Annotated in this window: 15 protein-coding genes; 9 read left to right on the forward strand and 6 right to left on the reverse strand. The window is 40.3% G+C overall.

The features are described 5' to 3' along the window. Positions 1–114: 114 nt before the first annotated feature. The 4 genes from H6G92_RS02365 (at position 115) to H6G92_RS02380 (ending at position 4,135) form a co-directional block, all read left to right on the forward strand. Positions 115–1,215 carry a glutamate--cysteine ligase gene (locus tag H6G92_RS02365; RefSeq protein WP_190890327.1) on the forward strand — a complete coding sequence of 367 codons (1,101 nt, stop codon included), beginning with the start codon at positions 115–117 and terminating at the stop codon, positions 1,213–1,215. A 719-nt stretch (positions 1,216–1,934) separates the two neighbouring features. Further along, complete coding sequence (locus H6G92_RS02370; RefSeq protein ID WP_190890329.1) at positions 1,935–2,291, forward strand: hypothetical protein; 357 nt, start codon at positions 1,935–1,937, stop codon at positions 2,289–2,291. A gap of 375 nt (positions 2,292–2,666) precedes the next feature. Further along, positions 2,667–3,206 carry a Dps family protein gene (locus H6G92_RS02375; protein WP_190890331.1) on the forward strand — a complete coding sequence of 180 codons (540 nt, stop codon included), beginning with the start codon at positions 2,667–2,669 and terminating at the stop codon, positions 3,204–3,206. A 161-nt stretch (positions 3,207–3,367) separates the two neighbouring features. Next, positions 3,368–4,135 (forward strand): ChaB family protein, encoded by a 768-nt coding sequence (locus H6G92_RS02380; protein ID WP_190890334.1) that lies wholly within the window; start codon positions 3,368–3,370, stop codon positions 4,133–4,135. Between the two features lie 382 nt (positions 4,136–4,517). Here H6G92_RS02380 and H6G92_RS02385 read toward each other — a convergent pair whose 3' ends face one another. Together H6G92_RS02385 and H6G92_RS02390 are read right to left on the reverse strand one after the other, a co-directional pair. Next, the gene (locus H6G92_RS02385) at positions 4,518–4,913 is read right to left on the reverse strand and encodes a TIGR02588 family protein (RefSeq protein WP_190890336.1); all 396 of its coding nucleotides are present in this window, start codon (positions 4,911–4,913) and stop codon (positions 4,518–4,520) included. Continuing rightward, positions 4,910–5,797, reverse strand: coding sequence for a TIGR02587 family membrane protein (locus tag H6G92_RS02390; RefSeq protein ID WP_190890339.1), 888 nt, complete (start codon positions 5,795–5,797; stop codon positions 4,910–4,912). Before H6G92_RS02390 ends, H6G92_RS02385 begins: the two co-directional genes overlap by 4 nt. Before the next feature lie 476 nt (positions 5,798–6,273). Between H6G92_RS02390 and H6G92_RS02395 the strand changes: the two genes are divergently transcribed. Beyond that, on the forward strand, positions 6,274–6,456 hold the full coding sequence (locus H6G92_RS02395; RefSeq protein ID WP_190890341.1) for a CsbD family protein: 183 nt from the start codon (positions 6,274–6,276) through the stop codon (positions 6,454–6,456). 171 nt (positions 6,457–6,627) lie between these two features. Here the strand turns inward: H6G92_RS02395 and H6G92_RS02400 are convergent, their stop codons facing one another. After that, positions 6,628–6,900, reverse strand: coding sequence for a GlsB/YeaQ/YmgE family stress response membrane protein (locus H6G92_RS02400; protein WP_190890745.1), 273 nt, complete (start codon positions 6,898–6,900; stop codon positions 6,628–6,630). Positions 6,901–7,034: 134 nt separating this feature from the next. On the opposite strand from H6G92_RS02400, the gene H6G92_RS39160 reads away from it, so the two are divergent. Further along, entirely contained in the window at positions 7,035–7,226 is a 192-nt protein-coding gene (locus H6G92_RS39160) for a hypothetical protein (RefSeq protein ID WP_242059032.1), read from the forward strand. A gap of 684 nt (positions 7,227–7,910) precedes the next feature. On the opposite strand, the gene mutL is transcribed toward H6G92_RS39160, so the two are convergent. Continuing rightward, on the reverse strand, positions 7,911–9,629 hold the full coding sequence (gene mutL, locus H6G92_RS02410; protein ID WP_190890342.1) for a DNA mismatch repair endonuclease MutL: 1,719 nt from the start codon (positions 9,627–9,629) through the stop codon (positions 7,911–7,913). A gap of 272 nt (positions 9,630–9,901) precedes the next feature. On the opposite strand from mutL, the gene H6G92_RS02415 reads away from it, so the two are divergent. Beyond that, positions 9,902–10,237, forward strand: coding sequence for a rhodanese-like domain-containing protein (locus tag H6G92_RS02415; RefSeq protein WP_190890345.1), 336 nt, complete (start codon positions 9,902–9,904; stop codon positions 10,235–10,237). A gap of 369 nt (positions 10,238–10,606) precedes the next feature. Here the strand turns inward: H6G92_RS02415 and H6G92_RS02420 are convergent, their stop codons facing one another. Next, on the reverse strand, positions 10,607–11,656 hold the full coding sequence (locus H6G92_RS02420) for an adenosine deaminase (protein ID WP_190890748.1): 1,050 nt from the start codon (positions 11,654–11,656) through the stop codon (positions 10,607–10,609). A gap of 455 nt (positions 11,657–12,111) precedes the next feature. Between H6G92_RS02420 and H6G92_RS02425 the strand changes: the two genes are divergently transcribed. Beyond that, a complete protein-coding gene (locus tag H6G92_RS02425) occupies positions 12,112–12,321 on the forward strand; it encodes a hypothetical protein (RefSeq protein WP_190890347.1) in 210 nt (69 codons plus the stop codon). A gap of 850 nt (positions 12,322–13,171) precedes the next feature. Beyond that, positions 13,172–13,387, forward strand: a complete 216-nt coding sequence (locus H6G92_RS02430; protein WP_242059033.1) for a hypothetical protein — start codon at positions 13,172–13,174, stop codon at positions 13,385–13,387. Positions 13,388–13,608: 221 nt separating this feature from the next. On the opposite strand, the gene H6G92_RS02435 is transcribed toward H6G92_RS02430, so the two are convergent. Further along, positions 13,609–13,920: a threonine dehydratase gene (locus H6G92_RS02435; RefSeq protein WP_190890349.1), complete on the reverse strand. Its 312-nt coding sequence runs from the start codon at positions 13,918–13,920 to the stop codon at positions 13,609–13,611. Between the last annotated feature and the right edge of the window lie 171 nt (positions 13,921–14,091).

Genomic DNA, 14,091 nt, shown 5'->3' on the forward strand with positions numbered 1-14,091 from the left:
TGTCATAGTTCTGCGATGACAGTTTTTTGAGGAAACGGAACGCCTATTCTGTGGGATTCGTATTGCTTGGCATTAGTTAAATTAGGCTAACTCTAAAGAATTAAGGTATACATAATGTTTTTATTTGGCATTGAGCATGAAGTCGCTTTCCTAAACAAAGAAGGAAAATTTGCTGATTTTTCCCACACCAAATTTGCTGATTTCAATCAAATTATTGAAAAGCTACCCACATACCTCAGCGACTATCCTCAACTGCGGGTTGGGGATGCAGGTATTAAGATCAAAAGATGGTATATTGAGGGGTTTGAGAGATTTGCAGATTCCGACAAGGTGATAGACTGTCATGCTAAAGGTATTGAAATTAGAACGACTATACATTCTAATATTCAAGGCGCTATTACTGAATTATCAGAAAGTTTTGGCTTGCTACGTGAGATTGCTGCTAACTTTGGTTTCTCACCAGTTTTAGTTAGTTTTAATCCATACAATCCTGTTTTTGAGCCTCAACCCCCATTAAACGATTATGAAATCAAACAGTTAGAGGCTTATCCTGACGAACAAACTGCTAATATTCATATGGTGTCATACGGCCCGGACTTAAATATTTCAGTGGCAGATTTGTCTACTGAACGTGTAATTGATATTGGCAGAAAGTTAACTTATTACAGTCCTTATATCGTCCCTTTTAGTTATAGTTCCCCTTTTTATAAGGGAGGTTTATGGGATGGACTATCAGTACGAACTTTTATCAGAACCGGAAAAAGACCAGCAGCCCTAGTTTTTGTTCAAAAACAAGAACAACTGATTGATAGCACACCTTCCTTGACAAAAATCGCCCGTATTCCGGCTGAAGTAGGACGTATTGAATTTAAGGCTTGTGATAGTTGTGATAATTTTTTAATCTATGCGGCTTTGCTGACATTATTGAAAGGTTTGGTGTTAGATGAAACCTTGCTGGGTAGAGCAACCGTACCTAATGCAGCGTTACATCAACTTTCTGCAAAAGAAGGGTTTGACAACGAGGATATTTTTGGGAATGCGACAAAAGTCTTGCAAGCAGCCGAAGTTGCTTTGGGAGATGACCCCGATGTTCATTATTTAACACCGTTAAAAGTGCTGCTGGCGAAGCGAAAAACAAGATCCCATGAATTAATAGAAATGTTCCATTGCGTAAGTTCAATAGAAGAGGTAATAAAGCAGACTTATCAAGTTTAGAGGAAATTGCCAATGGGGACTATTAAGAGCAGAGGGGCAGAATTTTCTGTTTGCTCCTGTGCTCGCAATCCGGTTTAGTTAAAGTGCATAGTCTTTAAAGTCCTTTGACTGGATAAAGTCAAGCTAACTGAACATAATACTAGAAACATTAACTCATTCCGCGGCAATTCGAAAAAACGAGCAAAGCGATGTTCTCTTGAATTGTGCTGGGGAAATCGAAGTCATTAGTGATTAGTTATTGGTACTAATCACTATTTACCACTGACTAATGACTAAATCGGCGGGAAGTTATCCCGGATACTCCTTGAAGAGATGGGATTCCCGCCAATTTTCGTTAACCTGCCATAACTATATTAAGTCGATATACCTAGAGACTGATTTTATTACAACTATAGATATAGGAAATTTCATTCTAGAGATTGATGCAGGCATTAACATTTTCAAAGTACAAGTAGATACAGGGAACCTTGAGAGAAGATTGTCAAGAAAAAACGTAATGATTTTGCTAAAGAATTAAGGTGGTATTTGCTTATTATCCCTTACTATTTCGATGCAGAAGTACAAGGACAATTTCTTCATCAGGTTCGTTTCTAAAGAACTTCCAGATTGAAGCGTGGCTTGATATTTTTATTATTGCTCAAGTTTACCAAATAAAGGTATGAGCTTCCGCTATTTCAATCAAAGTTCTGCGTTGTTAAAGCTGTTATCGAGGATTTGAAATGAAGATTATTGCTTCTGTTTTATCTATCTTAAGCCCAGTACGTTTTCTAGTTGTGGCTTTTACTTGCGCTATACTATTGTTATCTAGTGCTTTTCCTGCTTTTGCGATCGATAGCTACCAAAGTGACCCTACCGAAGCTACTACACAACTGCTTGACATTCAGCGCAAAACTGACGAAGCCGCTAAAGAACCACCAATAGGATTGAGAAAGACTCAAAAAGAAACTAACGCAGGACTCAATGAGGTGCAGGGAGCTGCTGATATTGATAAGCAAAAGCGTCCAGAAAATTCCCAGAGTGCAACATCTGTTGAAGAAAATATAAAGAATGTGTTGGAGAAAGTTACAGGTAAGTAACTAAAATAATAGTTCTGGTAATTTTTCGATAATAATGGGTGATTGCGTAAACGCAGTCACCCATTACTAATTAGTAATTAATTTTAAGGTGGCAAATTCAAGTAGATATAAAATTATGTTCATCCTAAGCAATTTTTGGGAAATTGCGTTTAGATAGTTTTAATTAACTATTATATTTAATATTCTGATTTTTGGATCTTAAAAACAATAAAGTTCGCTAATTACTAGATTACTGGCTTAACACTACCTATTAAGACATAGGCATAATTATAAATGCGGTAATTAATTTAAGCTCATAATATTTCCTTTGGTTGATGTGGAATCTGTGTGAAATTTGGGAAGTTAGTAGATAAGTTTGCTTAGGGATGGAAAACAATGCGTGCGATAAACATTGGTTTGACAGAAGAACAGCGTCAAGGTGTAATTAATCTGTTAAATCAAGATTTGGCAGATGCCTATCTACTGTTGGTGAAAACCAAAAAGTATCACTGGGATGTCGTTGGGCCTCAGTTCCGCTCTTTGCACCAGCTTTGGGAAGAACACTACGAAAAGCTGACTCTAAATATTGATGCTTTAGCAGAGCGGATTCGTGCTTTGGGCGGTTATCCAGTTGGCACAATGGAAGGATTTCTCAAGATTGCTACTCTCAAGGAACATGCTGGTAATGTTCCCACAGCAACGGGGATGGTAGCTAATCTAGTGGAAGACCACGAGCAGGTTATTCGTAACTTAAGAGACCATGTGGATCAGTCTGGTGATGAGTTCCACGATCAAGGAACTGCTGACTTTCTGACTGGACTCATGGAAGAGCATGAGGAAATGGCTTGGATGCTGCGTTCATTTATTGAAGGGGAAGCACTCGGCCCAGATGGTAGACAGCCAGCAGAAGGGGCCAAGACTCCTGTCGGTGTGTAGCTCATAGGGGCTGAGTTGAGCATGGTTGTCTGTTAAATCAGTTAGAAGGAGAAATCAATCCTCCTTCTAAATGGTGTGAAAGGGTTAATTTTCCTACATCTACCTATTCACCATATTCATTGCAAAAGCAAGATAATACAAACCAAAAAAGGAGTTTTTAAGTGCCAGAAGTTTATAAAGCAGAACGTACTATCTCTGCCGTATTCAAAGAACAGAAGCAAATTGATGATGTGATTCGACGTTTACTAGACAGGGGTGTGCCTAGAGATCATATTTCGGTCATGGGCAGAAATTTTCAGTCGGAAACTAGAATCGCTGGCTTTATTAGTAAAAAAGATGTGATTCTGGGAGGTTTGAGAACAGGGGCAGTTTTTGGTTCCTTGTTTGGTTCCTTTCTCAGCTTGCTCACGGGTGTAGGTGTATTGTTTATTCCCTTTGTCGGCCCAATCGTAGCAGCAGGGCCTATTGGTGCAGTGTTGTTAGGGGCTGCTAGTGGAGCGATCGCAGGTAGTGCAGGTGCTGGCCTAGTATCGGTTCTAACTACTTTGGGGATGCCAGAAGATAAAGCGACTATCTACCAAACCCGCTTACAAGCTGGCGAGTTCTTATTGATGGCAGAAGTACCGAGCGATCGCACCGGCGAATTTCAATTGCTCCTCGAAAGTGCTGGTGGCGAAGAAATTAACACCATTGAAAAAACCTTTGCTCGCCCTTGTCCCGGACAGTGCAACAGCCCAGAAGATTTGTCTCCTGAAGTTCGCGCTCATCTTTCTGATGAAGCTCAACGCACATTCATTGAGCGCTATAACACTGTCTTCAATGAAAAAAATGACGAGTTCACTGCTGAACAAGCTGCTTGGGAGTCTGTTCATCAGCAATATGATGAAGATGAAAACGGCGTTTGGTCAAAAGCTAAGGTTAAAGTTTAAGGATTTCCAAAAAATAAAATATCCAATCTTGTTTGGTGAGTATCTTGACACCCTTAACTAAAGACTTCCAAGATACCCACTCTACAATTAGGGAACTCCAAAAAATAAATTATCCTAATTTCTGGACTCAACACGACTGTTCCTCCCCCCCTGCTCCCTGCTCCCTGCTCCCTGCTCCCCTGCCAAGAAAGCGATGGGATATTTTTTTAGTTGGAAGTCCCTTACTTGTGTTCGTCTCTGTTTATAACCGTTCCCGCATGGGTTAGGTAACATACAGAAAAAAATAATTAACCAAAGATGAACACAGATACTTATAGGGACACGGCATTGCCGTGTCCCTCGTTTACATGGAAATCGCTATATCTGCGGTTTTAAATCTTCACTAGGGCAATTTATAGCTACCAACACGCACATTTAACTCACCTTGGGCTGGGTTCTGGCTGAATATAAATGCGCCTTCTTCAGTTTCCCCACCAGATAAAAAGTCGATCTGTTGCTCTCCTGTTTCTGTAACTTTACCGTCAATTAGTAACTCAGCCATAATTTGGACTGATTCGGCCGTGTCTCCTCCAGTATTCTCGACTTCAAAGGGAACATAAAATTGTCCGTCAACTTCCCGAATTGTTTGTTTTTTGGTAACAGAAAGGATGGGAGGTTGATTCTTTTCGTTCAGCCAAGTGTAGCCTACCAAACTCACAACGATTCCTAGGATAAGTAAGGCAACGCTGAATGTCACCCACTCTGCAATAGAGCGTGGTGGTTGTTCTGTTTTAGTCATATTGCTAACCTTCCGGCTGCACCGCCAATAGTTGCAGGTAACCCCAGCATTAAGGTGTGATCTAACCACATTGTCCAAGGGTCGCCAAAAGTTAACTTTTGAAAGAACCACAACATAAAAGCGGTTGCTAGTAGTGAAACTAGATAAGACATAATGGTTTCGCTTGATGGTCGTTGGAAAATTCCCTTTTGCTGTCTTCGCTTTTGCTGGTCAGAAAAGCCTGCCTGAAATACAATGCCATAAGAAATCAGCAGAGATGTGGCGATCATTGCCAACTGCCAAGGTGGTGAGGCTGCGGCTGCAAGCATAGGAATTTCATCTGTTGGAGCAATGTTAAATGCAATTATGGTTGCTCCAATCAGGGTTCCACCCACATCGGCAAAGGTGGCGTGTAAATCATCCCCTTTGTTCTTGGTTGTGCTGTTTACCTGATCGGTTGCTTGTCCTTGTGCATTGCTGTTTCCATTATCTCCCAACAACTGATTGGCTAATGCTACACCGAGAGCGAAGGGCACACTTTCAAAGATGATTTTACCTAAAGATTCCTTTAGGGATGTTTCTAGTGTCAATTCTCGCAATAGTAGCAGCACAAAGGTAGAGCAAGCTAGTCCGATTGCGATCGCTTCTACGGTATCCATTGCCGCTTGATAAGCTAGCCAAGTATATCTGCGTTTCCGAAAGCCTTCTATTTGATTGAGCAAGTAAACCACAATAAACATGAATGCGATCGCCATCATCATCAGTTGTGGTTTTGCTAACGATCCAATCCACCAAACCTCCATTGTATACAGCAAGGGTATGCCAAATAAAAATCCTCCACAAGCACCCCGAATGATGTCATTAATCTCACTCCTCCATACATTTTTTTTACGTTTTGTTGCCACTCCTTGACTTTCCTTTTGTTGAAAATTTGCTTTAACTTAACGTGAGTTCGACAAGTTTTATTTGACCTCTCCCCCAACCCCTCTCCGTGTCGGAGAGAGGAGCAAAAAGCTGAATTTTTCGTTGATCCTCCCTTTCCGTTTCGAGAGGGAGGCTGGGAGGGAGAGGTTCATCGAACTCACGTTGACTTATACTAATTCTCTATGAAGATGTATATAGCACTTCTAAATCATTCGTGAAAAGTTAGATCCCCGATTTCTTTGAGAAGTCGGGGATCTAGACAGCGCGAATTTTCACAAATCAAATAGGATTGCTATATATTCATATTTTTTACGTTGGGTGCTCCCATAGCACTTCGTACATATCTTAAGATAAGATCATCTACCAGATTATTCTATCGGTTGATGGAAGTCAAAAATAATACAGTACTGTTAGTTTATGTAATAACTGAATCAACTACAAGCTGGAAATAAAAACCATGAGTGCCGAAAAAAGAGTAGAAGCTACTGCGAAAAATATTGAAGGAAAAATTCAAGAGGTTGTGGGTGAAATAACCGGTAATCCACAAGATAAGACTGAAGGACAAGCAAAGCAAGCTGAAGCCCAAGTTACTCACACTGTAGAAAACATTAAAGACGAACTTAAGAAAGCTTTAGACTAATTTAGTTTTTACAGTGCAAATCGTAGCGATGATTCATAACTGATAGTCTAACATTAATTACTCCACTAACTTTTAGTAAGTGGAGTTTTTGTGTCTGCGTAAAATTTGCAAGGGAGAATTACTAAGAAATTGGTTCTAACCATGATTGATTTTGCTGGGTATTTAATTAAACTAATGAGTGGCACGATTAGCTAATAGGTTCCAGATAAAAATCGCAATTATTGCACCAATTACGGCAACAATTACACCGGGGATACTGAGAGTTGCAGCAGTTAATTGAAATCTTCCTGTCTCTAAAAGAGTAACTAAAATTCCACCGATCACAGCACCTACAATACCTAAAACCATAGTTGAAACAATTCCACCACCCTGACGACCGGGATAAATAGCTTTTGCTATAGCTCCGGCAATTAAACCCAAAATTATCCAAGCAATAATGTTCAGCATAATTTCATCCATCAGAAAACTTCACAACTAGCTTATAAATTACAATATTGTTTTCCTTCTACCCGAAGATATAAGTATTAAACTTCAATAAAAACTAATACCATTTCTGTCAATAATTACAGCCGCCTACAATGATTGTAAGCCTTGGCTATATAGACACAAACACGCTAGCGGCTTCCTTTAAAGTACGTTTAATATGGGAAAATATCAAGAATTATTGGGAGGAATCAATCGTCATGACTGTTATTGTTGCTAAATGGACGATTGACGAATATCACCGTATGATTGATGCTGGCATTTTGAGCGATCGCAAGCATAGTTAACCATATCGATACGAGGAATACCGTATTTTTTCTTTAGAGAAAAAAGCTTAACAGAACTGTATTGCCGTATAAAGGGGGAAAAAAGATATCTAGTTCCCTCCCCAATCCATCGGGGAGGGTTAGGATGGGGTAAAACCCTGGGGTTAAATGCAAGGCGATCGCCCTCGGTCAAGAGTCTGCGTAGGCGTAGCCTGTTGTAGACATCGCCTTTCTTATTTAAACATTCTTTACAATATTATACTTATAAATATTTCTGCAATTGTTTTTACATAGGCTTAGGCGTGAAGATGTCATTAGTCATTAGTCCTTTGTAATCACAAATGACCAAGGACGACCATAACAAAAATTTTCACAACTCAAATAAGATTGCTATAAGTTCCTATATTGAATTCGGGCGGTCGTTTATTGAATTCGGGCGGTCGTTTATTGAATTCGGGCAGTCGTTTATTGAATTCGGGCGGTCGTTTATTGAATTCGGGCGGTCATTTATTGAATTCGGGTAGTCGTTTATTGAATTCGGGCAGCCGTTTATTGAATTCGGGCAGTCGTTTATTGAATTCGGGCGGTCGTTTATTGAATTCGGGCAGCCGTTTATTGAATTCGGACAACCCCTAATTTTTTCCCCCCAATACATCTGGGGGATTAAGGGGGTAATTTGACTTGTGTGTACACTTACTGAAAACATCAAATTCCGTGACTTTTACCGATTACCCAATTACGCCGGAAAAACCGGGCTAAAGCTGATTCTTCTAAAGATAAATAAATTGGTCGGCCGTGGGGACAGGTGCGGGGGTTGCGAGTCCGTTGCCAATTATCTAAAAGTGTCTGCATTTCTTGTTGATTCATCGGTGTACCATTACGAATTGCACTGCGACAGGCGACAGCTACTTGGGCTGTTTGTAAATCGCCTCCCCAACTAAGTTCTAAAATTGCTTCTGCACAATCGTCTCGCTGTTGCAAAGGTGCAGGTATGTTACGAACTGCCCAAAGTTGTTCGCCAAAGGGTTCTATGTCTAAACCGATGCGTTGCAGTTGTGATACTTGCGCTGGCGATAATTGATAAAGAATGATTGGCGGTTCGACAGGAACAAGTTGCCAATCATCGCATAGTTGCTCATACAAAACTCGCTCATGGGCAATATGCTGTTCTACTAACCACATACCACCTGGATGTTCCGCCACAATATAGGTGTTGCTAACTTGAGCGACAGCTTTTAAAGAGTTAGGAGTTGGGAGTGAGGAGTTAGGAGTTTTGGGATTTTCGTTAGGATTTTGAGAATTGAAATTGTAGCTGCCTTTTGCTTCTGCGGCTTTGAGTAATTTACTAACTCGTGTCGTGTGAACAGCTTCTTTAAGATTGTTAGAAGAAATGCTGAGTGCTTGGTTAATTGCTTGGGTAATTTGTTCTTGCCAATAAATGATTTCGTTGAGATAAATCTCTGTTTTCGCTGGATTGCGATTCCAATTAATTTGATCAGGGGAAATGGCAAGATGTAAGAAACAAATTGGATAGCGATCGCGTGGTAATGTTCTGTGAAATGCTGATAATATCGTTTGCTCTAGTTCTGGCGTTTTAACCATCCGTCCGTTAATGGCTACACGTACCCAATCTGGACGATGACGATGACAGCGATCAGGTAATCCTACCACTAAATTGAGTGCTGAGTGGGGAGAGACGCGATTCATCGCGTCTGTACAAGAGTTGGGAGGGTTGGGTATTTCGAGTTTGACTTCTTGCAAATCACCTTGTCGCACTTGGGGTAAAATCTGTGGTAGCAATTGCCCAGTTGTCGAAGCTGGAGAGATGGTGAACCATTGACGGTCATTTTGCCAAATCTGCCAAGTAACGTGAGGATGACATAGGGCAATTTGGTGAATTGTGGCTTGCACGGCTTTCATTTGCTGTGCTGCTGTGGGTAATCCCTGACGACGAGATGAGCAGTTACCGAAAAGATGAGAAACTGTCACCACTGTACCAGGTGCGATCGCAGTTATTTCAACTTGCACAACTTCCCCACTATCGCCATAGCTAATCCGCCATCCTAAGTTTCCACCCACAGGACGACTCAAAATTTCCAAATCTGCCAAAGTCGTTAAACTGTGTAACGCCTCACCACGAAACCCCAAACTGTTAATTTTCCATAAATCGGCACCAGAGCGAATTTTACTGGTGCTGTGGGCTGTGGCTGCTTGTTGCAAATCATCTAGGTTCATTCCACAACCATTATCTGCAACACGAATTCGCCATTGCTGCGGCCATAAAGAAACCACAATTCGCGTTGCACCTGCGTCTAGGGAATTTTCTACCAATTCCCGCACCACAGAAGCAAAAGAGTCGATTACCTCACCAGATGTAATGAGATATACGACTTCTGTTGGTAGAGCTTGAATAGTAGATGCCATAAATTATAGTTTATAGCTTCTGGGTGCAAGGTAAGTGGAGGGAGAAATCAATTAAAAATTAAAAATTAAAAATTAAAAATTGTACCTTTACAGGGATCTTGCTACGCGCAGCCGTAGAGAAGAAAAAGACTGGGGGAGATGTAGCTTTAGCTTCCCGTAGCTTGGAGAAATAAGCAGGCGAATTGACCAGAAATTTTTATTAATTGTAAAGAAAACTCAATTAAAGGAAGATTTTTGATAAATTGCTTGTGAGGTGATGAACCAGAAAACTTATGAGTAATAACTTAGTTGCTGATGTCCATGAGTTAAAGACCCGTTTGCAATGGGGTCAACCAGGTTTTACAATTGTTGATGTGCGTGAGCGCCACACCTACAATAACGGTCGAATCAGTGGAGCAATACCCATCCCATTAGATGATTTGGCATCTAGAGCCAAATCTGCTTTACATAAAGAACGCCATATTTATATTTATGGCGACAGTGACGAACAATCAACCCAGGCTGCACAAATTCTGAGAGGAGAAGGGTTTGTTGAGGTAGCGGAAATCAAAGGTGGTCTTGCAGCTTGGATTTCAGTCGGTGGTGCTACAGAAGGTGTCGCCGCTTAAACTTAACCCAGATATATAGCAATTCTAAATGAGATTGTGAACTTGTCGTGGAGGTAGGCAATAGGCAATAGATTTTTTTCACGAATGATTTAGGATTTCTATCTCAATGCAAGTCTATTTATTGCATAATTGCTAGTTTTTTGTACTGCACATTAGACTTCTAACAAAAATCTGAATTAGCGAAAAGGAAACCACAGATAAACACCGATAAAATATCTGCGTGTATCTGTGGTTTAATCCCTAAAAAATTGACTTTTGCAAGATATCTACTGTGCATTACAGCTTTCTCTACGGCATCATCAAAACTAACTGATTGCAACATTAATTAACATTGAATTAACTTACTTTCTGCTTACCTCTAGATGGTGGTTAATTACTATCCCTTGTTGCCAAAACTTTAGGTGGTTCAGGTTTCAGTAACCCATTCAACAGGGATGCGGGACGTTGACTGTAAGGCCAAGCAAAAGCATGACGGAAAGCTGCATCCTGACAAGCTTGTAGTTGGGCAAAACTGATAATGTTATAAGTCAAGAGATTCTCATACTCAAATGGTAGACGCACATTGTGCAATCCAGCATTATCAGTACAGATAGCGATATCTACCCCAGCTTCAAAACAACGATCAAAAACTAATTTGAGTTGACGGATATCCTGCAAAGTACCAGTTTTCAGGTAAGTTGTGGGGCAAACCTCTAAACACTGTCCGCGTTTAGCGACATCATTAAGTAACTCTGGATATAGTAAGGGAATTTGGATGCCGTGACCGATTCGCATGAGATAGGGTAAGAGTTCGGGGTAACAGCCAGCAGTGGTTTCATATAAATGTCCGGTGGTCTTAACGCCCTGCGATCGCGCATAATCATATAAGCTAATCCATTCTTCTAAGCGATCGGCATAATAGCTATCACCCCCCGCTACATCTACTGCACAGACATACTGCTTATTTTGCGCCGCCAAATCAACAATCGCCTTGTTCACTTCATAAGGTAGGCGCGTGTGCATACAGAGAATTTGGCTAGTAACAATCGGATATTCTGGCTGGTGGCTAGCAAGTCCTACTACTTGCACAATTTCTGTCATCTTGTCAATTCTCTGTGATTGATTCAGATGCTCAGGTGTCCGTAAATATGGAGTGTAACGCAGTTCCAGGTAAGCCAAATTTTCAAAAATGTAAGCACCCCGCACCAAGCGATAGATAAAGTAAGGTAAAGTCTCCACAGTTTGCACACTTTCTACGAGAGTGTGTAATTCTAAATACTCATCCAGGGTGTTGCGTGGGCGAGTATAAAAATCTTCAAATTCTGAATAGTCAGCAAAGCGAGAAATCAAATCCGAAGAATGTCGCTCGAAATATCGCCATAAAACTCTGGGTACGACCGAGCCGCCCAGGTGCCTATGTAATTCAGCATATAAAGCCATAGTGGTATTTTTAGGTAAAAATTTTATTAATTGTAACAAAAACATAGAAATAAAAAATCTATACTCGAAGAAATAATGAACATCGGGGGGAATCCCATCCCAACAAAAGGGGTGTCCAGGATAGCGGTCCGCCGATTTAGTCATTAGTCATTAGTCATTGGTACTAATGACTCGAAATCCCACGGCTTTTCATGAAAAGCCGTGGGATGATTTAACAGAGGCTACGACCGAGACGCTGCACAAAAGTTGGGATTTTATCCATAGTTTCTGAAAATCCATCATTTATATAGTGTTTTGAGCAAAAATAAACTTGACATTATCAAGATTAAATTGATAGCATTGAAAAATTTTAATTTTTGTGTTACGCTAAATAAACATTGCTATTGTTGAGCAAGTGAAATATAGCAATATATTTTTCCTTTAACTAAGCAAATTCCTGGCAAGGTTGGTATTAATTGAAAATTCAAGCGTTGGAAGTCAAAGCTGGCGATCGCATTGTTGCTTACTGCAACAACAAAATGCAAATCTGCAAGGTAAAACGCATTTTAGATCCCGGTCAAGCTAATATCACACTATCAGTATTCACCTCTGAGAATTATCGCGGTTGCTCAGTTTCATCTATAGTCCGCTTTCAAAGCAACGCCTTAGTTGATTTAGTAAGTTAAAAATCAAGTAAACATTCAATCTCAAAAATATCTTTAGCTATTGTCCAGCCTCAAGCTGGATATAGTTATTGTTGTATGTGCGATGCCTGTGTCGGGCTACGCCTACGCACATACAAATCTGTTAATTGTGGCTGGATGATTTTTCAGAAAAACGCTCTCACACTATAAGCAGTGCAGGCGGAAGTTTTTGAGAAAACTGATACTATGCTCATGCACCACCAAAAAATTAGAGAACTAGGCATAAAGTAATTAGATTCGTATCGCCAACCAAACGAGAAGATGGTAGGGATTTCCAGCCCAAATAACCATATTTTTTACCGATAGGCTTGTTGAGCTTCAAAATCGCCCAGTCCTTTGAGTAATCGGCTAAGGTGCCATTTTTAAAGTCTGCGGTTACGGTGTACACACAAGTGCTAGTAAATTATGGATGGAAGGGATTTAGGGGGATCTAAAAAGTTAGGAGGCTAAAGGAATAGTTTCAAAACACGCCCTAGGTAGAACAGGGAATGAGAATAGGATTTATCGTGAGGTACAAGAACCCCGACTTTTTTGAAAAGTCGGGGTTTTGGGGATCTGATTGAGCAGTGTTCGCTCTACAAAATTTAGAATAAGATGAGGTTTACTAATTATTTGGCAATGGAAGTTTTAAAACTTACAACTAAAATTGATGAATCAGGATATTTAAATCTTAATATTCCAACGCAGTTAGCGGCTGTTTAAGTAGAAATTATAGTTATTTTGAATCCAGTTTCGTCATAGGAAAAGCAGCAACCTAGTTATGATTTCTCTGATTTAGTAGGGTGATTAACTTGGCGGGGAGATGCGGTAGCTATGCAGAGAAATCTACGCGATGAGTGGTAATCGCTACGTGTTGGATACGAATGCGATAGTAGCTCTGCTTCAAGGAAATTCTCAACTTATTCAATTACTCCAAGATGTTGATTGGATTGGAGTTTCAGTTATTAGCAAAATTGAATTTCTCGCGTTTTCTGGGCTGAGTCAAGAGGATTGTCAGCTTTTTGAGAGGTTTTTGCAACGAGTTGAGATTGTCAATTTAGTACCGTAATTAATTGGTAGCCTCTACCTTTTCCTTGCAGTGCATAGGCGTAGCCTATGCACTACTAACCAATAAGGCATAGTGCAGGCTAAAAGTCTTCTGAGTCCTTGTGTCAAGCCTAATTGAGATGATATTACCCTGGCAAAGCGATGCCTACGGCGAGCTTCTCTACAAGAAGCTCCGCGAACGCTAACGCGTTACTAAAACCACCCTCCAATTGATGGCTTTTATTAGTTCTTTTTCACATCGCGAGCCATATTGAGGTAGTAGTCGTCAATTTTGGCATTAGGACGACGGCGGTTAGTGGCAGAAATTTTAGAAGTGTTATCCTGATTCGTTTTAATTGGCTCTTTTGCAGAAGCTTGCTTTATACCTTGCGCCTCATCAGATTCCAAGAAATAATCAGACCTTGTAAATCCAAACAGGTTGGCAAAAAAACCAAATAAATTTCCTACAGCATTGGAAACACTTTTGAATAAAACACCAAACAAGCCTTGAAGACGAAGGAACAAGTTCCGAACAATTTGAGTTAGACGAAACATAACAGCACCCTCTATGATTGCCTATTATTATTCTGACTTAATTCCAATAGGAGGAATGGTGCTATGCAAAAAATCTACCAGGCGTAGGCATGAGAGCAGCGAGAATTTATTAGAGGTTGTATTTGAAACATTTCTATTTGGCACCACAAACCCTATAACTGCGTCAACTAT

It is taken from the genome of Nostoc foliaceum FACHB-393 (assembly GCF_014698505.1).
Lineage (GTDB): Bacteria > Cyanobacteriota > Cyanobacteriia > Cyanobacteriales > Nostocaceae > Nostoc > Nostoc foliaceum_A.